Below are 21,191 nucleotides of genomic sequence, written 5' to 3'. Positions count from 1 at the left end.
CTGGAATATGGCGCAGTATAATGAATCGGTGGAAGCTAAGATTTTTAAATAGCGAGCATTATGGTGCTGAAGTACCGCTTCATGAAAATATGGTGGTGGGTAGTGATGAAGAACTCTCAGATTTGGTTGTTAAACCTAATCTGGCAACCGATCAGTTTGTTATCCTTAAGCCCGATGACACCGGTGTAAAATTAGAAGTTTGCGAAGCTACTATATCGGTTTTAATTGATGAAAATATATTTTCTCTCGATGATTATCTGCCAGAACAGAAGGTTATCTTTGCTGGTGATTTGTGCTTTGCCGTGAGAGCTGAGTCAGATGATTGGGAAGAAAAGATCTTAACGTTTAAAGTTGATGGTTCCGAAACTCTAAGCCCCACATCGGAGATTAAGAATTTAGCCAAAGAGGCATCTAAGATTTCTGGAAGGAAATTGTTGGCTCAAGTGGCTATCGGTGTAGGCCTAATATCCTTTGGGGCTTATTATTTTGTTGGCCAGAAAAGGGTCGACTCTAATGTGATGTCTGCAGATTTTTTCGTGGGACAAGCGGGCGAAGGTAGAGACATAGCTGTGGCGAGTCCACACTTTGGACCTATATCTGAGGAAAGTAGGAAGTTATCTGAGCTCCTCTTACTAAGTGAGTACAAGGAACTTTCGATTAAAGGTAATATTAAATCTGGAAATTTATTGGTTTCGGGATATGTAAAAGATGATATCCTTTTAGCAAGGCTACATTCTCAGCTTGAGCAGATTTCTTCAGCAATATCCATGGATGTTTTTAGTATCGAAAAGATGCAACATTCAGCACGTTTGATACTTTCGAATTTGGGGCTGGCTGCAGAAGATATTAAACAAGGGAGTAAACCTGGACACTTGATAGCAATAACCGATGGAGATTTCGCAAAATCTTGGGAGCAAGCCGAGAAAGTACTGCTCTCAGATATCCCAGGATTGAAAAATTGGGAAGCTATTTCAATTCGGGAATCTCAGCCTCTCGAACGTATTAAGAAACTACTTTCAAGTTACTCGTTTTCTGCTTCATTAATTTATGAAGATAAAGGTGATGAGATAAAAATTGTTGGCAGGCTGAACTCAGAGGAAAGGCGACTGCTTGAAACTGTCATGTCTGACTTTCGCGCAAGAGTGGGTGAAAGTCCTAGGCTGGCATATGTTAGTCCTGGAACCCAGAAGCAATCAAGAACACTATCAGACTTTGGAATTTCTGCCGTTCGTTCGGGTTCCACACCTTATTTAGTGTATAAAAATGGTAAGCGGTATTTGGTAGGAGCCAGGCTACCTAATGGGGTTAACTTACAATCTTTTTCCGAAGGCCAGGTTACATTGATCCGCGGTCAAAGATCCTATACGTTAAGTTATGAAGATTATATGACAAAAAGTCCAAGTGCTGAATATAGCTTTTTAACAAATTGATCTGGTTTTAATGATGATAGATTCAGATATATATAGACACAGATATGCAAATGCACCCAGTAGCTGTATTTTGGATTATTTAAATGATCAGCATTGTTATTGGGAGAACCAATTAAGATTACCCCAAGCACCAGCTGATTTTCAATCTATAAGAAATCGACTAATTGCAATAAAAAGTGCCCAGGCTATTGTTAAAAGGCTGGGTATCGAGTATTTGACGCAGTAGAAAATTTACAATAATTCTATAATTTATAGTAATTAAAAATTAAATGAGGAAATTATAATGGCTTATACACCAATCGATACCAGTTTTTCTATTGAATCTGCTTCAGCTGTGTTATCTCCAGCCGCCAGTCAGGTAAGTACAGAAATGAATACGCAATCGGCAACTTTGGCTGCAAATCCAGATGATCCGGCAGCGCTGGCGAATTTTAATGCGTCTGTTGCAAAGTGGTCGGTTGTTATGAATGTTGTGTCCACTATAAATAAAGTAGTCAAAGATGCATCTATGTCTATAGTTCAAAAAATGTGAAAAAGGAAATGGAATTAAATAAAGCGTTGGCTGAGATCGCAGTTAGTGGTCTCTTGGAGGGCATGATTGGCGAAGCTGAAAGCATTATAAGTATGTTGGAGGCTGAATCCATCAGTGATATTTCCAAGCTGAGCTTGCGTTCATTACTGTTTATTTACAGTGATAATATTAAGTCAGCGATAGATTTACTTGAGCCCTGGTGTAAAGCGCATAACGATCAATTAGATATCCCCCATGGTTATCTAGCGCTAGCTTTGTGGCGATTCGGCAAGATCGATGACGCTGAAAGGCTTTGTCATCGACTGATAGAATCCTCTGCTGATTGCGCAAGCAAAAAATTAGCTAACGAAATTTGTGCACAAATAGGAAAATAGTAAGGTATTGATATGGATGCAATTTCTGGTGTTCAGCCAGTCGCATTTGACTCGCCCCTTTCAGATCCGGGTGGATTTTCTCAAAATCAAGAAGATGTTTTGGCCTCGGATGTAACTCTTGGGGATAAGTTTTTTCAGATTATTTCAGATACTAAGCAGGAAATTGGAGCTAAGACGAATGAAATTGAGTCTGCACTAAGTGTCGATGAAATTAAGCCCGTCGATTTGCTTAGATTACAGTTTGAGATTGCAGAAATTACTATCCAACAAGAGCTAATTAGCAAAGGTATCTCAAAAAGTACACAGAATGTCGATACCCTGCTCAAGGCACAGTAATGTTTAATCTGAGAATTTTATTAATTGTTGTATGTGTTTTGGTCTCTTCATGTAAGGTTGACTTGTATACCGGCCTGGAGGAGCAAGAGGGTAATGAAATGCTTGCTTTGTTATTGTCTGAGGGAGTCTCAGCCAGTAAGGCCGCGGGCAAAGGGGGGAGTATTACTTTGTTGGTTGAGGAGTCTCAGCTTACCCAAGCAGTAGAGTTGCTATCTAGGCACTCATTTCCTCGAAAGAAGTACGCAACTATTAATGAGGTTTTCCCTCAGGGGGGGTTGATACAGTCACCAATGGCGGATAGTGCTCGTTATACATTCGCCATGTCCCAGGATATTGCTTCTACTTTGTCGAATATTGACGGTGTTCTTACCGCCAAGGTGCATTTGGTACTTCCAGCTGAGGATGGAAGTAAAAACTCTAAATCTAACACTAAAACTATGGTTAAGGCTTCTGTGTTTATCAAATATGATAGCAGGGTAGCAATGAAGTCTTATATCCCACAGATAAAGGCAATGGTTGCGAATTCCGTAGATCAGCTTGACTATGAAAATGTGGCAGTCGTTATCTTCCCTGGCACCTCTAATTATTCCGATATTTAATATTGATATTTGATGGAAACTATAAGTAAGAAAGAATACAAGAAGGAACTACAAAATCCGATTTTTTTGATGTGGCTCAGAATGACCTATTGCCCAGTCCAGTGGGTGCATGCCAGTCGCTTGGGAAGTTTGTTTGAAGAAACACCTGTTGAGCTTCTTAATAGACAATGTTCACAGGTACTGATCAGGCGTCATTTGGGGATAAGAAATCTCGATTGGTCATTTTTTAACGTCCCGCTAACGAAGCTCTTGTTTGCTTCGCCAGAGGCTCTGAAACGTATCATGTTGATGATGGGCTATTTGTGTCTTGATATGAAGTTGGATCATATTATTGAGCGGGCAACAAGGCATGACTTATTCACCCGATTATCTCATAATACTTTACGGAATCTAGAAGATTTATCACCTTTTCTCTTGCACAGTCGTCCATCAGTTTTTGATCAAATCAAATCAAAAGTTGACATGCCCAGTATTTCCAGATCGAAATCTGATGTTTGTATTGAGGTGGGTGAAGTAATTTTTTTCAATACCTTGCTATACATGATATCTCACTTTTACAAACTGCCGGATACTAATTTTTTGGAAAACTGGAAGACTCTTTATAGAGTGAGATTTCCAGAACAAGAATCACACGAATTAGTGGAAGAGTGGCAGTTGGATCCGTTAATCGATAGTCAGACATGTCTTTTAACAAGTAAGTTAGTGAAATATTTGGAGCCTGAATGCACAGCTTTGTTAAAATAATCCCCGGTTCTATTTGTACTCAAGCGGATCAGAGGATTATCAAAAAAGAGGATTATGCTGTATATCAAAAGTCTCAGGATATTCTTGCCCATGCTGAAGCATCTGCTTCTGAGATAATTGCCAATTCAGAGGCGTCAATAAAAGCGGGGTATGATCAAGGTTATAGAGATGGATTTGAGGCGGCGCTTTCTGAGCAAAGCGAAGCAATGTTATTAACGCTTCAGCTTTGTAGGAAGTTTTTGGATTCTCAACAAGATGAGATACTGCAGCTTGTTAAACTTGTACTTCAGAAAGTTCTTGGAGATCTGGATAATGATACGCAGCTGATTAAGCTTATCGAAAGCTCTGTAGCGGTTTATTATAATGTTGATAGCGCTAAGTTGCTTGTTGCGCCTGCCCAGTTTGAGCAAGCAAATCAGAAAATTATTGAACTTTTAAAAGACTATCCAACCCTGACTAACTTCGAAGTTGTTTCAGATGAAAAAGTTGCTCTCGGTAGTTGTATCCTTGAAACGCCAATAGGAATACTTAACTTGTCATTGGAATCTCAGTTATCTGTAATTCAGCGCTCACTTGGGTCGCATGTAGACTTTATGTAGGCTGTATTTTTAGATTCTTTTTTAATGTCTGTTTACAATGCCGGCTTGATGAATTAGTGTCAATTTTCTGATGCCACTACTATCTTAAGTTGTAGTTCATTAGTTTATAGTTGAGAGTTAATGGATAGTTAATACTCCATTTTCGGCCCAAATTAAGAAAAAATCCTACTTCCTCTTGGGTGGAAATATTATGTTCACATAAGTATTAGATACTATATTTAGTGTCGGGACTTCTCTCTATTGAGCGGAGTCGATGTTAATTTTTGTATCTTAAGAGTGGCATGATGCATAGTAATATCGTTGATTATATATCTGAGCTGGGACGTAGGATAGGTATTAACGATCTTGTGTTAGATGAGAATTTGCAGTGTGGACTTGCTACACCTCACGGCATGCTTATCACTATTACAGCTGATCAAGATAGTGATATCGTTATTTTTGAAGTCGATATTATGAATTTGGATTCTCCGGGAACGGCACGTGAAAATCATTTGCTTAAAATATGTATGTGGAACTATGTAAATTTTTCTCCGGGCCATCCTGTTCTATTGGCGAATGGAATTACCGAGATTGTAAATTTGGTGGGGATGTTTGATTGTTCTAAGGATGATTACGATAATTTTGAGGTCGTGTTAAGTCGATATATAGATCTTGCAGAAAGTTGCCGTAGTGAACTCTTATCGGCAGATTCGTTGCCTAATTCATCTTTGCAGCAAGATGATTACGCCTTACTCGAAAAAGGACTTTTATTGAAGGCTTAATAATCTAGGTGTCATTTTATGTGCGGTCCCGGTTCTGTATCCAGTAAAAAAAACAATGAGAGTTCTCGATCTGATAAAGTGTCAGAAAACCCTCTACCACCTAATTTGAGAAAGCTAGGTAAGAAAACGAGTAAGACGAATTCTACCTTATACCGATCTGAAAAAGTGGTTAAGACTCTGAAAGAACGCCATGGATCACTGGTTAGACAGCTTAAGCCTGTTGATACTAAAGGTTCTTTTTGGTCTGATCGAGGTAGAGTTAATTCCAAAAGGTTAGCTGAAATATTACCGCTATTGCCTGGGCGTGGTATTGATTTAAAAGATTATACAATTACTAGTATTGCTAGCTATGGAAAAAGTAATTCTCAAGACGTTCATGAAGAGATAAACTCTCAAGAGGTTCGGGTAATTATGCCTCGCAGTAGCAGGGTTTCAAAGCTTCGCAATCGTGTTTTGAAATGCTTTGCTATATTTAAATCTGATACTATAAAGAATGCTGCTAAAATTAATCAGAATATGATGCGCGGGGGTAAAGTTTCAGGTTCGAAGAGTGAGGTTGAAGGTAAAGTTGAAGATCAGATTAATACCGCTCTCAATGAAAAGGTAGTGCCCTCAAGCGTTGATAGCGCGACTACTAGTGTGGGGATTGTTGAATATCTTGCCGGCATAAGAAGTTGCATTAAACTACTAAGGGAGAATGCCTCTGAAAAGCTAGGAAAGGCCAAGTCGATACTGGTTCTGGATAGATTGGTTAAACGAGCGGATGCCTTGTTAAATCGAAAGCTAGAATTACTTAAAGAATTGGAAGTGTATGAACAGGCAACTCAGCAATATCAGTCAATTCAGAAGCAATTGGGCGGATTGGATGAGAAGTTAAAGGATATTTCTCTAAGAATAATATCGTTAAAAAATCGTATCGATAACTCCGATGTGGAACTTGTAGGGAGTACAGAAGATGCCATTGCTCGGGTAAAAATAGTTAGGTATTGCTTCAGTATTATTGGAGCATCTCTATCTGTTGCTGCAAAACTCACGCCTGAGGGTAATGCAGTTATGGTTGCAGCTTCTGCGTTTGGGGTATCCGGGGGGGCGCAGACACTTGCGGGTGTTTTAGATGTAATTTCTTTGAAGTCTGCGTTTAAATCTTCCATGCGTTCTGAACGTCTGAATTCAAGTTTAACCAATAAGATACGTAACCTTAATAATGAACTGAAGGAAGAACGCCAGGCTATTTCTGTTAAGAAGAAGGCACTGGAGGCAGCTGTGAAGCGGCTTTCGAAGGATGATTCTAGTACTGAAAAGACCATTTATCAGCTATTGAGTGGCCGTATTGTTACAGAATCCTCTGCTGATGCGATCGAAAATATATTAAGTGTCCCGGATTTCAATACCGTGAAAAATCTATTTAGAGATTTGATGTGTCTTTTCACGGCAATGGGGCGAAGGCAGGACCAGATTGAACTGCTGCAGGCGATTCTTAGAAAACAACCTGGTTTTACCAGTAATCTTTTAAAGCCCTATTCGAAAGTAATGACTACTGCAGGATATATGTCAGGCGCGGTTGCAGGTTCTGCTTCTCTCGCAATGGTATTAGGGGCCAGTGGAGCCGTTGGTGTTGTAGCCGTTGCCTCACCTGTTGGTCTTGTGTTTGCGGCAACTGGCGCAGCAGCAGCTTTGGGTATAACAGGATTAAATTCTTCTATTCAATTTGTGGATAATAGAAGAGTCTCCGTTGTTATCAATAATTTTGTGGGTAAAGGCAGAAAGATCAAGCAGAAATTGAAAGCAAGGGTGCCAGAGAAGACTCAGACTCAAAATTTGGTACGGGGCTCGCAGAGTACTTCTAATTCGGAAGAGGTATCTCGTTCTTCGAAAGGCGAGGTTCCAGGAAATGCTGCTGAAGAAGCAATCGCAGATAAAGGGGCAAGACTTATTCAGAGTGACTATGGTTTGGCTCATCAGGACTTATTTAGCTCGATAACTGAGTCAAACATTTTACCAAAGGTAATATCGGCTTCACCTAGGGGTGTTTTAGATAGAGTTTTTGATCAGCTCTGCTTAGAGTTTAGTGATATTCTTGATGACGATAAATATCTACCGGATATCAGTATTCCAAATAATCGATTGGCAGCTATTAGGATCAACAATCCAATTAAACAGCATGAAGACTATGAGGAAATTTGGCAAAAATCTTTGACGGTAAAACTCTTGAGAGATGTACTGAGCCCCATAATGAAAGATGAGACATTCGAGCAGACGATTGAAGGTGTTTTAGAGGCAACTCGAGTGTGCCAGGTCGATGTGGCAAAGGGCATTTTGGCGAAGCTTATCAATGTCAAATAATTTGGAATAGTTTAAGTAAAACCTGAAATATTCTCCTGAATATCGGGCCAATAAAACCGTACAGGTAAAAAATACCGATTGACCCCGAATCGGTCAAGCACCTTATAAAGTACTTTTCGCTGCTAAATACAAAAGGGCAGGGCGGTAGTATTACCGCTCCTCCTTTACCCGCTTACTCCGCCCACTTTCATGTCGCTCCCGCATATCAGAATCAATATAGCGATCGGTAGTGGCCATACTTGCATGACCCGCGTCATCGCGCACATGCTCGCGGGGACGGTACTTCACATCTTCAGAAATACCCGTATGGCGTAGCCAGTGAACAGTAGCTGCCTTGAGATCTTCAGCATCTTCCCCTAAGCCCTCTTCAACCATCCGTTGGTGGGCAGCATCAAAGCAGTTTTGAACAATCAGGCGAACCTGTCGGGTACTGGTAACCGGTCCCTTGCCACGGGACTTGTGCACCAGAGGTGTCTGCTCGTTAATACTGGGCAGAGCAGGGAGCTGCAAATAATTTCTGTAGCGCTTCAAGGCCTTCAACATTTGGTCGCAAACAGTGATCGCCCGGCCTTTGTTACCTTTACCCGTAACGTGAAACCACCAGTTTCCGTCGCGATCTTTCTTGAAATCACCCATAACTGGTGCCGATCTTTCATCCGCAACCAACTCAGAGATTCGCAAATACATAGCGAATAGGGCGTTCATAATGAATAAAGTTCGCTCGTGATCAGTTGGTGATGTCTCGGCCATGATCTCAGCAGTCTCCAGGACATAGTCCCACTGCAAGTTGCTGATTCGGCGCACAACCTGGCTTTGTTGCTCACGTCGAACAAACTTACTTTTCTGGCGAATCAGTGCCACAGGATTGGCTGGAACCAAGCCTTCTTGATAGAGAAAATCGAAGAAGGATGATAATGCAGTAAAGGTGCATTTGATCGCTGCCTGGGATGGCCGGAACTCCTTGGGAGAAGCCGTTTTACCAGCACGAAATTCAACTTTGGACACACTGACTACGAATGGCCGCCAATCGGCATTCACAACGCGCTCGCCATTTTGTGTTTTGAACCTGGCAACATTTTTAGTTCCGATCCAGGCAATTGGTGGCTCAATGCAAAACTGCACAAACTCCTCAATGTGTTCGCGCTTCAGAGTCATTATTGAAACTTCTTCAATGCGCCAAGCCCATTGCAGCAAGCGCTCAAGTTCACGGCGGTAGCTGTTAAACGTGGCCTGGCTGCCGTTATAGCTGTAAAGAAACTTAAGCGTGAACTCCAGATCGGTATCAGCACCAGGAATCTGCTTGCTGAGATAGCGGCTAGCTGAAAAGCTGGTGCAGCGGAATGGATTCTCAAGATTACTCAGGTTGTCGATAATTGGTGCTGGTGGCCGGTTGGAAGCAGACATAGAAATATGGAGTTGTTGTTGGAATGCGGCAAATTATACGGAAAATTGCCCATTTATAAAATATCCGATATTCACAAATATCGGAAATAATGGGAGCCCTGGTGGAGCCTAGGTTTGAATTTTTTGGACGTCCAACTAATGAATCTACCTATGAAATTCACTGGCGACCTCACGTGGATAAAACTGATCAAAAAAGAAGCTGTGAGATTGTACTCATACTCATAGCGTTCGCTCGTATTGGCCTGCTTCTTCAGTTCCCCATAATCTGTATATTCGTAGGTCCAGTAGCCTTTATCTGGACCATCCATGGTGAACCGACGACTTATATCGTCAGCGTCAGGTCGAATATGCTATGCGCCCACTAGTGCACTAACTACTAACGGTTAACGCTTCTAGATGTTCGGAGTCACCAAAAAACTCACTGAGAGACAATGAAGATTCAATAGCTGGCCTAACCGCCGAACAATCCGACAAAAAATTTATCACATTATCATCCGTTCCACTTTTCTCATAACTGAAAGGTAGCTCAAAATCATCAAGTTAAAGACTCTGAATTTTGAGAAGATCAAAAAAGAAAACTTTTCTATCCCTATTTTAATTGCGGATCCGCCAATTAAATAGCACGGTGAGCAAATTGACGTAGTCGAGCCTGTAGTCACAGGATTATTAACGTTCAGGTATTAGAATTAAAATTATAAGCTGTCGTACTATCTACGCTGACTGTATTACCAAACGGCCCTACTCCAACGGTAACTGGGTCACCATTTTCATCAAAATAGGTTCCTGGCACTGGAGAAAAATTACCGTTCGGCCCCTTTTGTGCAAGAGAATTACCTATTGATCACCTTAGTTGAGCCAACATATACAACTGAGCAGGAAAACAACGTTAGAGTAAACCCTACCAAAAAGGTTGTAATTCCATAAAGTAAACCGCTGCTACCGCCATATTCTGACATCGAGTTAGTAACCAAGCCCGACCATAAAAGGAGCACCCCAAAAATTAAAGAGGTAATAATTGATATAGCTATACCTCTTCCTCGTGATCGAACAATTACAACCGAGGCAATGAAAGACAACAAAATGACCGCCAGTGATCTAATTAATATGTGGATAACATCTAAATGCCCACTTTCATCAATATAACCAGTGCCGGCTTGAGAAAAGCCAAACCATGAGACCATTGCCAAATTTAGGGTAATTAGAGTCCAACGGAAACCTAATTTGTAATTCATTGTTGTTATCCTAGTCGATCGGTTAAAATTTGTGCGGTTAAGAGCTTTAGTTGACCAAAGTTATGGTAACTTATTGATTAATAACGGACTTTTATGAATACTGATTAATTGCTTTACTTGGCAGTCCACTTTTTCTTCGCGGTTTTTTTTCCGATATTCACGTGTCCCCTTGCTGTGGGAATGCCTGGTTGCGGTGTTCAGGTCGAATCTGGATGCAATCCAGTTCGCAGATGATTTCCTGTAGCGCTCCCATGACACTCTCCGTTTGTTTTGGGTCCTGGTTAACCAGGTCGGTATTTATGCTCGCGAGGAGCTACCGGAGCGGCTGAACTTCGTTAGTAAATATCGTTAGCTGCAAATCAAACATGGCTGGATTATCTACCAAAATTCCAGCTCCTGCACATCCGTCACAAATTCTCCATTGTTGATCAATGCCTGCCCCTGTACACGTACTACAAAGCCTCACAGAACCAGGACCATCATCAACCTTGGTCTTGATTTGAATCATTTCGATATTGCTAACTTTAGAGGGAACTTCATTGGAGAGGGTCAAAATATATTAATAGAGTATATTTGGCGTGTGAGGCTCACAAGGAAATATCAAATTAAAGGGGCCATTCTTTCAGTATATCATTAGTAATATACAGGTCAGGCTCATACTTACTTAGAAATCTCTTGAAATCCATCCCAAGCTTTCCCGGCGAGGATTTGGACATCGAATCTAAGTCTTTCAGTACAAAGCCTACCTTCACAGCCCCCTCGATATTAGCTTGGTACTTAGTCAGCACTGCATTCCAGAGGAAGGAAATAGGACGAGCCCATTCTCGCAAATTGCCGCTATAAGATAAAGGTACAAACTTCCCGCTAGAGTCTAGTATCCAACCATCTTTTGCTTTTGATCGCCGATTCTCCATAGTGACAAATGTCTTCTCGTCCAAAAAACGAGCCCCTAATGCTTTGAAGCTACTCTTTGTGTGCACTGTAATTTTTCCATTTAAAAAGCACACTACAGGAAATTTAATAACAGGACCCATTTATTATCCTCAACTAATTGCCCTTTCCAATGCACACTTAAATTCGAATGAGCCACTTTGCCGTTGAGTCTCATGCGTTTGGGTGGGTCGTGCCTTCCCTATTTCATTATGAGCTATTTGACACTGCGTTACAGTCGATTGTCCTCTAGGTACTTTAGCGCAACACTTAATGCTTCATCAGGCTTTGTATTGATATCTGGCTGGATTTTATATACTAGCTCGCCACGTATCTAGGTTGACAACCCTATTGGCAGCGCAATAATTCCCATTCCTCAGAAATTTGTAAGGTCTCCAAGTTTGATACAGGTGCTGAATCTAATCATTGCAGGAGGAAAAGCTCAGGATCTCATTGTATTAGCAAATAAAGTTTTATTAGCTGTAAAGGGTTCATTTGTACTAATTTATTGCGGTATATGTTGATAAAATATTAATCGGAACCGGGATTAAATTCTCATTTGATGTATCAGGGTGGAATTTAAATATTACTTCGACGCCACATGATAAAGGTCTTATGACATGGAATATCATCATATTAAATATGAGCAAAATGGCCCTGTAACCATCGTTACTTTTAACCGTCCAGAGGTTAAGAACTGCATTGGTACCCGCGCTCACCGTGAGCTGGTGGATGCATTCGATCGCTTCCGTACCGATGACGGAGCTAAAGTTGCGGTAATCACCGGCGCTGGCGATTCTGCATTTTGTGCAGGGGGTGATTTGAAAAGCAATCTTGCTGCAACCGAACCTACCAACCACCCCGATCCTGACGTGGCTGTTCTATGCCCTGTAGAACCCGCTGATATTGCCCGACATAATCGAGGTGAAGCTCCAGGCATTATAGGTCCATCCCGCTGGACCGATATTTATAAGCCTATCATTGCGGCTGTGAACGGAATCGCTTATGCGGGTGGCTTTGAGTGGGCATGTTTTGCCGATATGCGGATTGTAGAAGAACACGCATCCTTTGGAATGACTTGTCGTCGTTGGAATATCGGCTTAGCCGATGGTGGTACTCAGCGTTTGCCGCGTATTGTTGGTATGGGACGAGCGCTGGAGTTAATCATCACGGGAAAAGTTATCAATGCTGAAGAAGCTTATCGCATTGGGTTGGCCAACGAAGTGGTGCCAAAGGGAACCGCATTAGACCGTGCCATTGAGTTAGCACAGTATATCTCTACCCTTCCCCAGCCAGCGATTCACTCTGATAAAGAAGCCGCCATTCGTGGTTATGGAAAGGATCTTGATGAAGGTCTACGAATTGAGGCTGAGTGTTTTAACCGATTGTTCAGCGACTCTGAATCCAAAGCAGAGTTGTCTGAAGGCTTGAGACGCTTTAATGAGCGCGATCATCCTGACCGAGTACGGGGACAAGCCAAAACACCCGGCATTATTCGTAGCGAAATGGAGTAATTGTGATAAGCCAAAAGAAGGCTGTATTCAAGAGGATGTATTGTTTAGGGGCTTAGATACCACGAATATCTCGGACAATATAGTAGAGGCCCATAGTGGCTATATGGGCCTCATTACTTTGGTGAATCAGTGGGGTTCTTATCGTCACTTTTATGATCTGGACAGGCGCCCTCTTCCCAAGGCCCAGTCTTTATTAGACGCATGAATCGGATGCATGTTTTTTATTTGCTGTTACGCTCAACCATTCGAATCCATATCCTTACTCCAGGCCATTGGCAAAAACGCATCATCGAGACTGACATTCAGATTGTGGGTAGAGTAATTCGAGAGTACTTTTAGACTGGTTCCAACTATCACCTCTAGAACTGTCTCTTTCGTATAACCTACTGCAAGAAACGCCTCAACCTCCTCTTCTGTAGCCCATCCACGTTTCTCATTGATAATGACACTGAATGCTCGGAGCGCTTCGAGTTTAGGATCATCGAGTTTTTTGCCACTACGCAGCGCCTTGATGAGATTTTCATCTACACCGGCCATTTTGCAAACTGCGGTATGCGCAGCCATGCAGTAGGTGCAACCGTTTAGGCGGCTGTTTGTCATCAGGATTATCTCTCGCTCCGTTTCGCTCAAGCGAGATTTATCAAATATTCCCATAAGTGTTAGGTAGCTCTCTACCATTACAGGTGATTCGGCCATGGTTGCCATTAGATTGGGTACAAATCCCATTTTCTTTTTAGCGGCTTCTAGAGTGGGCTTAGAGGCTTCTGGTGCTGTTTCAATTGTGTAACGTGTAAAATTGACCATGAGTCTTACCATATAAGTTGGGTTTTACGGTGCTCGATATCGATTTACATTGAGTGCTTCCACCTCTTTGGCGCTAGTCAGCGCTAAAGAGGTGGAGGTGTTTACATACTATGCAGTTGTAGACTGACTCAGCTTTTCAAGTACGGGAAATAAGTCGCTGGGTTCGGGGCGACGTGTATAGTCAGGATTCACCTCCGCATATGCGATTGTTCCATCGGTATCTATGACATACCTTGCGGGCATAGGTAAGTTCCATTCGCCGTCACGATGGATAGTCGGGAGTTCGACTTTGAACATCTTGTGGAACTCAATTACATAAGGTTGTAATGTCCAGCGGATACCAAACTCTTCAGCAAGCTTTCCACTTTGATCAGTCAGAATTGGGAAGCTTAGCTTGTTATCCCTCTGAGATTTGCGGCTTTCAGCGGGCCCTTGCATGGAAATAGCAACCAGGGTTGCGCCACGCGCTTTGATCTCTGCAGCAACTTCTTCTAACGCTTGCAGCTCAATATTGCAGTAAGGGCACCACACGCCTCGATAGAACGTTAGAATAACGGGCCCTTTGGCTAGGAGTTCTTCCAGGACAAGGTCGTTACCTTCTGAATCTGGCAATGTAAAGTATGGGACTTTCTCCCCTACTTTAATCGAACGTTCAACTTGGCCACTAGCAGCCAACTCCTTGGATGATCTGGCAAAGGCTTCAAATGCTCCTTCCGGGGCCTGTTGCTTAAATACTTCTTTGAAAGCATCTAGTTTGTCTTGAAGAGACATAACCTATTCCTCTAATGGTTTAAAGTTTGGAAGCTCGAGCTTTGGGTAAGCCTTCGATGTGACCTGGCTAATTCTCCAATTGGTCTCTATGCAGGTACTTACGCCAAACCACTATTGGGAAGATTAGTTGCTTTGATTTGCGCTATAAACATGCTATTTTGATACTCATTGTATCCATTAGGGACACAATCTGTGTTTCAACAAGCCCATTTGAACGAAATAGTTGTATTTATTGCCGTTGCCGAACATGGAAGCTTTACAAAAGCGGCGGCATCATTGAACTCAACCAAATCAGGCGCTGGTAAGGCAGTGAAGAAGCTTGAGGAGGAATTGGGTCTTAAGCTATTCAACAGAACCACACGAAGTATCAGGCTGACAGAAGAAGGCAAAATATTTCTAGATGCCGCAAAACATGCGTTAGAAACAATCAATGAGGCCAGGCTTTTGCTGCATGCCAGGAAGGATGAGCCTGCTGGACGATTGCGTATCAATTTGCCAATAGGCATAGGCCGAACTATTGTCAGTGCTTTGAAGGGGTTCACGCAGTTGCATCCCAAGGTTACGGTCGAGGTCTCTCTTTCAGACAGTCTAGAGGACGCTATTAGAGGTGAATGGGATGTCGTCGTGAGGATTGGTGAACTGGAAGATAGTTCTTTTATCGCAAAAAAAATATGTGAAACCAGACGTATCCTGTGCGCTTCACCTGAATATCTTTCACAAAAGGGTATGCCAAAGACTTTGGAAGATTTAAAGGAGCATGATTCTCTTGTTTTCCGTGCACCTACAGGAAAATTGAGAGGCTGGTTGTTCCAAGAAGATGGAGGCCCAATTACTGAGTTTTCCCCCTCACCGCTAGCAATATTCAGAGACGGACGAACTCTGATTGACGCAGTGGTAGCCGGTATGGGAATAGCTCAGGTATATGATAAAGCGCTTGGCTTTTCTATTCAAAATAGTGAAGTTGTTGAGTTATTCCCAGAGAAAGTAGTTCCAGGACCGCCTGTTAGCGCACTGATTCCCAGTGGTCGAGCGATGCCGGCAAAGACCAGAGTCTTTATCGAGTTTCTAAAAAAGGAACTGAGTTAAGCCCCGGATTACTAGGTGGACTAGGAGCAACCTAAATTCCATCTAGTGCTGTTTCTATTGTTCTTTACAGTCCAGCTCTCGATAGTTGACGGTTCTTTACTGTTGCAAGGCTTTAAAGTTCGATATTACTTTCTGTAACATCCGATATTAATTAATGTATCTTTGAACCCAGGCTCCAATAACATTACCGACATATTCAGCATCTGATTTTTTCATAAGCAAATGATCGGCTTTGTCTAAAGAAATAAAACTTTTAGGATGGTTCGCAGCAGCGAATATTTTCGCCGCATGCTCAATTGAAACAGTGCTGTCTAGTGGTGAATGCATTACGAGCAGCGCTTTCCTTAATTCCTTAAGGTTAACCAAGACGTCTGCTTCATTTATATCATCAATGAACTGCTTCTTTAGCGTAAACTCTCGGCCAGCCAGAACCACTCTTGCCTGACCTGTTTTATTGATGCTATCGAGTTCATCTTTAAACATATGCTGGATGTGTTTAACATCACTTGGAGCAGCTATAGTAACAACAGCTTTAGCTGTCTTTATCATGCCAGCGGCTTTCAAAACGGCAGCACCTCCAAAACTATGCCCAATTAACAATTTTGGTGCCTCGAAGCGGTTTTCGATTTCACTGTAAGCACTAAGTAAATCTTCAACATTGGATGAAAAATTAGTATTGGAAAAATCTCCATCACTATTACCCAATCCAGTGAAGTCAAACCTTAATACTGATATTCCTTTGCTGGTTAATGATTTACAAATATTGCTTGCTGCAATAATATCTTTTGAGCAAGTAAAGCAATGTGCAAAAATTGCATAAGCCTTTGGGATTCCAGCAGATTCTTCTAACTTACCCTTTAATTCTACGCCATCACGATTTGGGAAGTTAAACTCCATGACGTTCTCCAATTTCAATTACTTATAGAATACTCTAATCTCAACAAGGAAAAACCCCTGTCTATCATAGAAAGGGGTATGTGAATATGTGATAGTTTTTTATATGTCAACTGATATAAGGTAGACCTGTATTTGCTTAGGCATCGATAGAATCTTCAGGCTTTATATAATCCATATTGGTTGTTCTAAGGCATTTACTTAATCCTGGTTCAGGCCTGCGACAATATTGCTAGCTAGACAGTTATCTTTCACTCTTCATGGGCCTATCGATAAGCTCTATGAGAGATTGATATTTTACCTCACTAGGCGGTACCTTTGAGAGTTGGGTTAGCATCTAAAGTCTGCGGCTTTGAGCTTTCAAAAACATGCAGAAACGTTGTCGGGTCTGGGCGTCTCCGATAATTGTCGGTCTCATCACCGAATATAACCGTACCATCTTCATTCAGTGCTATCACTGTGGCCATAACGGTATCCTTAGGGTACCCAGGCATTCCTGCAGGGGAACCACCAATATCTTCAATGCCTAGGGCTTTAGCACCCATTAAGTTGTCATCTTGAAGAATTTCAAAATGACCAGGTAGGTCAAGCTTGTCGGCTAACTTCCTTGAGTTGTCGTAGCCTTGGTTAGAGATAAACTTTACCTTCACATCATATTGCTTAAGTGTCTCAGCATACTTCTTCACTTCTTTTAACTGGTTCATACAAAATGGGCACCAGTTGGCTCTAAAGAACACTAATAGTGTTTTAGATTCGTCAAAAGAGGTGGAAGACACAGCCGATTTATCTAATCGATTAAAATTCATTTCAGGCAGTTTTTGGCCTTTTGATATGGCCTTGCTCTTTCTGCGGTTGTAAACGGAGAATGACCAGACATACCAATGAAGGGATACGAAGCCCAGGGCAGCAGCTGCAATAGGAACGTACTGAGACAAGGACATTGGAGCCTGGTTTGAATAAGTTGAATAAGCAACCAGTGCAACTCCTAAAAAGTTAACGGCTTGAATAACTGGCAGCCTTTCTGATGTTCTTGAAATGCTGAACACATTTGTCAGAACCATCAAGAAAAATGGTAAAGGCAAGGTCGCTAAAAGTGCGCCGACCCAAACCGGATCGCCGCCAGACATATAGATCATGATGCCGGACCCTACTCCGCCAAGCATGTTTAATAGAATCATTGGTAAAATAAGTTTTGCTTTCATTTCAAGCTCCTGAAGCGTTGGGTTAATGTCCAAAACTTGCGATCTATCCTAGTACATCACATTGACTCAATAATTAGTTCAAATAGAGAAACAATGTTGCGAAAACGGATACAATTGGATTTATTTTATCGATCTATTAGTAGTGGCTGGCATGAGTAACTTACACTCAGCTCTAGCAGGAATTTAGAATTTCTTAGCAAATAAAGGAGCTAGTAAGCTGGAAGAAGGTGTAAAGATGTAGACAAGATCAGACCACGATCTGACAGATCGTCTTGAATAAGAAGGGTTTACCGGTTTTGATGGAAGTGCCTAAACCTAAAAGCAAAACCAAGGATAAACCCCATGATCCATACTAATGATCGCATCATCAAACATTAACTGCTAGGTGATTTCGATTGCAATACCACTCCAAACGTAACTATGCCTTCCTGCGTTTTGATGACGCAACGTTCGCCATCCAATATCAGCCCTCCAAACTGGTTGATCTTCATTCGGGTTATAATATTTGACTGTGGTCCCATCCTTGGCAACCAGGATATTATGGAAACCCATTTCATGAGCAGACCCAGGGGAAGGGCCTCGAAACATCATAAAAGCGCAATTGTAATAGGTGTCGGTAAGCAAGTTCCTCGGCATTCCCCCATTACTAGCTGGCTGTATGAGATTTGTAAACAACGCATTATAATTAACTCTATTGCCCGGCTGCGCGAATTGAAGGCACATGTCTTTCTGGGTCGCGTCATATAAAATCCGACCGGTACGCCCAGGGCACTGGGTATTCACATAGTTTCGCACACGAATCGGTGAACTATTGTTGGCCGCCACTAAGGGATGGTCGGCACCGTTTGGCATCGGAGGTAGGTCCCCATTCTGCCATTTGATAGCGCGCCACAGAGTGTCTTCCACAAAACTCTGTGGCCTTGGCGCACGGAGATCAAATCCTGACACTGCGATCTCGGTGCAGTGAGCGGCGCAAGAATTACCGTTCTGACTCGGTAAAGTTTTAAGATTCAACATCAAAATTTCCTTTTTCGTTGTGCTTGACAGTGAGAGTAGTGAGTCCAATGTACCAATTTGATAGGCAGTAATATATAAAATGGAGTGAAAAATAAGATTACGAGTTATTACGTAACCAGCAGTAAAACCGCGTACTTCCCTTTCCTGATTTAAGGGCCATTTTTTCAATGCCACTTTCAAAGGACTTCGAGACTGAAGCAGCTCTGTCTGAGTGACAACACAGAGATATAAATTCTTAAATCAATCGCTATAGCAGTTCTACGGTCGTTAGTAACTATAGAAATTTTATTAATAAAAAAGGATAATGTTTTTAGTCAGCGTTTTAACCTCCACATCCTTGGCATAATCGTATAAATTTAATAATGCCGTTAGGAAGGGCTATAGATGTTTGATGTGGTCCCATACACTCCAAACTATTTTTTTATTTATAGATAACGCAGAAGACAGGCCCTTAACTTTCCGGGCCATCCTAATCTTCCATCTATGACAGTTACCAGCTGGAGAATAGCCTCATAAGGACGAGGTTTTCAGGAGTGTAAACTCGCTTTCCGTCAGTGCCTTCACTCTACCAATAACCTATTATTTTCTATCATACTCATTCCAGAGTTTTTATGAACGTGCTTTACTAGTGTAAAAAGTTCGGTTATTCCCTGAGCCTCTTTATCCAGCATCACAGGTTATTGGCGGTAGTTCTTTTTGAGAATCTAATTGTTCTAACTTTACTGGTTGCTCCACCAGATCCACCAGATCCATAGTTCTGCTTATCCTCCGTTAGGCTCCGTTTGCCCAAAATGCGTTTATCTCTGTTAGTGATCAGCGTATCTATCACAAGAACTTTTATGCCTTTCTGATAGTCAAAGTTTACCAACTAAACTCTGGAAAGTTTTTGAATAGGTGTTGATTGCCATGGAACGACGTGATTTCACAAAATTATTTCTTGGAGCTACCTCTGTATTTGCTGTCCCTCGACCACTCATCGCTTTAGATGCTTTATCAAGTCAACCGGTGAATGATGATGATGAGTTTCAACGTCTCATTCGCCATCGTATTCTTAAGCAACACGCGGCACATGCAGCAGTTGCAGGTATCCTAAATTTTTCTGATCGTAAAATTTTTACTGTCCGAGTGCCTGAATCCAAGGATACTTATCAACTAGGGGACGATACGATTTTTGAAATTGCGTCGTTGACTAAGATATTTACGGCCTTGCTATTGGCTGTTGAAGTTGTAAATAAGAGAGTGAAACTCGATGATCCTCTCCAGGATTACGTACCAGCCGGTGTAAAAGCTCCAACTTTTGAAGGGCAACAAATCACTCTCGCCGACCTGGCTACCCATGCTGCTTCTCTTCCTCTAAGACCAAATAATCTTACTGTATCGGCACCCGATGCGCCCAATAAGTACGCTGGTTATTCCTTTGAGCAGCTCTATGGTGGCTTGCCAAGCTATCATCTGAAAGCTAGCCCGGGTACTCAATTCAGCTATTCAAACCTGGCTTTTGGGCTCTTAGGTCAAGGACTTGCTTTGAAGGAAGGCCGCTCTTTTGCAACGATATTGCGAGAGCGTGTGACGGGACCTTTAGGGCTAAGTGATACCACTTTAGAGGATGATCCCAAGAAGTCTGCTCGGCGAGCTCAAGGCCATGACTTCTATCTCAGCCCGATCGGCCCAACAAGCGATGGGGTGCTCTCGCCGGCTGGCGGTTTACGATCTACAGCTAGCGACCTCCTCACACTTCTCGACTTGTTTATCAACGGTCGAGGCCCTAAGGATTTGGTTGCAGCATCGCGACTAATGCTGTCAATTGATAGGCCGGGAGGCAGTGATATCACTCGTATGGCCCTGGGTTGGCGCAGGACAACCACCAATGGAGAGACTTACTATTGGTCCAATGGCAGCAGTGACGGATCGCGTACATTTATGGGTTTTAACCCAGTGCGGAGAGCGGGTGTTGTTGCCTTGGCAGATACTGCCAGCGGTCAAGGGCTGGATGATATTGGTCATCACTTCTTGAACCCCGAGCAGACAGTATCTACTAAGGTTGTCCCTGTCCCAGACTTCATCACTTTATCAGAGGAGGTGCTTTTGAGAGGTGTCGGGCGCTATGGGCACGGAACAGATGATATTGTCGAAATCAGCCGCGGCTATACAGGTCTTATAGTTTCAGCGGAATATGGAGAGTTCGTAATTCGACCGCAATCGTCCACAATCTATGCATCGAAGATGGTTCCAGGGTTGACTATTGAGTTTGAGGAGGCCAATACGAGCCCTGCCCGCTCGTTTATTCTTCGTCAAGGCGGAAAAGCTTATTCCTATAAACGACTGCCCTAGTTTGAATGGTCAGTTAGTTAATACTGGGGTGGAAGGAAAGAATACATCGCACTCGAGACACGCTGAGAATACATCCTTGTAAGCTCCTAATCGGCACCCATGCCTCATAGGGTCCGAAGCGCGGTGTATCTTTCCCTTCTCCCTTTTTAGTAAGTGCAGCCTAGGGGAATATTGGACGAAACAGTTTTAACTTATTGATAAATTGAGATTTTTTATGTCAGTCAGATCATTGCTGCAAATTGATTTATTAATACCACATCTTAATTGGGCTGGATTAGGCAGGGTTTC

At 42.3% G+C, this 21,191-nt stretch carries 20 protein-coding genes; 12 read left to right on the top strand and 8 right to left on the bottom strand.

Translation table 11 applies throughout. From position 1 onward, the window contains the following. Nucleotides 1–20: 20 nt before the first annotated feature. The 9 genes from sctD (at nucleotide 21) to ACJJI4_RS09340 (ending at nucleotide 7,718) form a co-directional block, all read left to right on the top strand. Entirely contained in the window at nucleotides 21–1,430 is a 1,410-nt protein-coding gene (gene sctD, locus ACJJI4_RS09380; protein WP_444927862.1) for a type III secretion system inner membrane ring subunit SctD, read from the top strand. 283 nt (nucleotides 1,431–1,713) lie between these two features. Continuing rightward, entirely contained in the window at nucleotides 1,714–1,962 is a 249-nt protein-coding gene (locus ACJJI4_RS09375) for an EscF/YscF/HrpA family type III secretion system needle major subunit (RefSeq protein ID WP_226648311.1), read from the top strand. A gap of 8 nt (nucleotides 1,963–1,970) precedes the next feature. Further along, entirely contained in the window at nucleotides 1,971–2,336 is a 366-nt protein-coding gene (locus ACJJI4_RS09370; protein ID WP_413662003.1) for a hypothetical protein, read from the top strand. 12 nt (nucleotides 2,337–2,348) lie between these two features. Next, complete coding sequence (gene sctI / locus ACJJI4_RS09365; protein WP_413662002.1) at nucleotides 2,349–2,672, top strand: type III secretion system inner rod subunit SctI; 324 nt, start codon at nucleotides 2,349–2,351, stop codon at nucleotides 2,670–2,672. Further along, nucleotides 2,672–3,271 (top strand): type III secretion system inner membrane ring lipoprotein SctJ, encoded by a 600-nt coding sequence (gene sctJ, locus ACJJI4_RS09360; protein WP_413662001.1) that lies wholly within the window; start codon nucleotides 2,672–2,674, stop codon nucleotides 3,269–3,271. Before sctI ends, sctJ begins: the two co-directional genes overlap by 1 nt. A gap of 12 nt (nucleotides 3,272–3,283) precedes the next feature. Further along, nucleotides 3,284–4,015: a SctK family type III secretion system sorting platform protein gene (locus tag ACJJI4_RS09355; protein WP_444927861.1), complete on the top strand. Its 732-nt coding sequence runs from the start codon at nucleotides 3,284–3,286 to the stop codon at nucleotides 4,013–4,015. Beyond that, nucleotides 3,994–4,614 carry a type III secretion system stator protein SctL gene (gene sctL, locus ACJJI4_RS09350; RefSeq protein WP_413661999.1) on the top strand — a complete coding sequence of 207 codons (621 nt, stop codon included), beginning with the start codon at nucleotides 3,994–3,996 and terminating at the stop codon, nucleotides 4,612–4,614. The genes ACJJI4_RS09355 and sctL overlap by 22 nt, the downstream gene beginning before the upstream one ends. A 281-nt stretch (nucleotides 4,615–4,895) precedes the next feature. After that, nucleotides 4,896–5,375, top strand: coding sequence for a CesT family type III secretion system chaperone (locus tag ACJJI4_RS09345; protein WP_444927860.1), 480 nt, complete (start codon nucleotides 4,896–4,898; stop codon nucleotides 5,373–5,375). 18 nt (nucleotides 5,376–5,393) lie between these two features. Beyond that, nucleotides 5,394–7,718: a hypothetical protein gene (locus tag ACJJI4_RS09340; RefSeq protein ID WP_444927859.1), complete on the top strand. Its 2,325-nt coding sequence runs from the start codon at nucleotides 5,394–5,396 to the stop codon at nucleotides 7,716–7,718. A gap of 150 nt (nucleotides 7,719–7,868) precedes the next feature. Here ACJJI4_RS09340 and ACJJI4_RS09335 read toward each other — a convergent pair whose 3' ends face one another. From ACJJI4_RS09335 to ACJJI4_RS09325, 3 genes are all read right to left on the bottom strand, one after another. Then, nucleotides 7,869–9,122, bottom strand: coding sequence for a tyrosine-type recombinase/integrase (locus tag ACJJI4_RS09335; protein ID WP_444927858.1), 1,254 nt, complete (start codon nucleotides 9,120–9,122; stop codon nucleotides 7,869–7,871). An 830-nt stretch (nucleotides 9,123–9,952) separates the two neighbouring features. Next, nucleotides 9,953–10,354: a hypothetical protein gene (locus ACJJI4_RS09330; protein ID WP_444927857.1), complete on the bottom strand. Its 402-nt coding sequence runs from the start codon at nucleotides 10,352–10,354 to the stop codon at nucleotides 9,953–9,955. Nucleotides 10,355–10,959: 605 nt separating this feature from the next. Further along, on the bottom strand, nucleotides 10,960–11,388 hold the full coding sequence (locus tag ACJJI4_RS09325; protein ID WP_444927856.1) for a hypothetical protein: 429 nt from the start codon (nucleotides 11,386–11,388) through the stop codon (nucleotides 10,960–10,962). A gap of 516 nt (nucleotides 11,389–11,904) precedes the next feature. On the opposite strand from ACJJI4_RS09325, the gene ACJJI4_RS09320 reads away from it, so the two are divergent. Then, nucleotides 11,905–12,798 carry an enoyl-CoA hydratase-related protein gene (locus tag ACJJI4_RS09320; protein ID WP_444927855.1) on the top strand — a complete coding sequence of 298 codons (894 nt, stop codon included), beginning with the start codon at nucleotides 11,905–11,907 and terminating at the stop codon, nucleotides 12,796–12,798. A 237-nt stretch (nucleotides 12,799–13,035) separates the two neighbouring features. Here the strand turns inward: ACJJI4_RS09320 and ACJJI4_RS09315 are convergent, their stop codons facing one another. Continuing rightward, the gene (locus ACJJI4_RS09315) at nucleotides 13,036–13,602 is read right to left on the bottom strand and encodes a carboxymuconolactone decarboxylase family protein (RefSeq protein WP_444927854.1); all 567 of its coding nucleotides are present in this window, start codon (nucleotides 13,600–13,602) and stop codon (nucleotides 13,036–13,038) included. Nucleotides 13,603–13,710: 108 nt separating this feature from the next. Next, complete coding sequence (locus ACJJI4_RS09310) at nucleotides 13,711–14,373, bottom strand: peroxiredoxin-like family protein (protein WP_444927853.1); 663 nt, start codon at nucleotides 14,371–14,373, stop codon at nucleotides 13,711–13,713. Nucleotides 14,374–14,565: 192 nt separating this feature from the next. On the opposite strand from ACJJI4_RS09310, the gene ACJJI4_RS09305 reads away from it, so the two are divergent. After that, a complete protein-coding gene (locus ACJJI4_RS09305) occupies nucleotides 14,566–15,459 on the top strand; it encodes a LysR family transcriptional regulator (protein WP_444927852.1) in 894 nt (297 codons plus the stop codon). A 147-nt stretch (nucleotides 15,460–15,606) separates the two neighbouring features. Here ACJJI4_RS09305 and ACJJI4_RS09300 read toward each other — a convergent pair whose 3' ends face one another. From ACJJI4_RS09300 to ACJJI4_RS09290, 3 genes are all read right to left on the bottom strand, one after another. Beyond that, complete coding sequence (locus ACJJI4_RS09300) at nucleotides 15,607–16,356, bottom strand: alpha/beta hydrolase family protein (protein ID WP_444927851.1); 750 nt, start codon at nucleotides 16,354–16,356, stop codon at nucleotides 15,607–15,609. A 302-nt stretch (nucleotides 16,357–16,658) separates the two neighbouring features. Beyond that, nucleotides 16,659–17,555, bottom strand: a complete 897-nt coding sequence (locus tag ACJJI4_RS09295; protein ID WP_444927850.1) for a peroxiredoxin family protein — start codon at nucleotides 17,553–17,555, stop codon at nucleotides 16,659–16,661. A gap of 381 nt (nucleotides 17,556–17,936) precedes the next feature. Further along, on the bottom strand, nucleotides 17,937–18,572 hold the full coding sequence (locus tag ACJJI4_RS09290) for a hypothetical protein (protein WP_444927849.1): 636 nt from the start codon (nucleotides 18,570–18,572) through the stop codon (nucleotides 17,937–17,939). Between the two features lie 906 nt (nucleotides 18,573–19,478). On the opposite strand from ACJJI4_RS09290, the gene ACJJI4_RS09285 reads away from it, so the two are divergent. Beyond that, complete coding sequence (locus ACJJI4_RS09285; protein ID WP_444927848.1) at nucleotides 19,479–20,903, top strand: serine hydrolase; 1,425 nt, start codon at nucleotides 19,479–19,481, stop codon at nucleotides 20,901–20,903. The last annotated feature ends 288 nt before the right edge of the window (nucleotides 20,904–21,191 follow it).

The organism is Microbulbifer maximicatervae (SeqCode), assembly GCF_052467305.1.
Note: the sequence above shows the minus strand (reverse complement) of the source record. Positions and strands in the feature narration are given on the sequence as shown.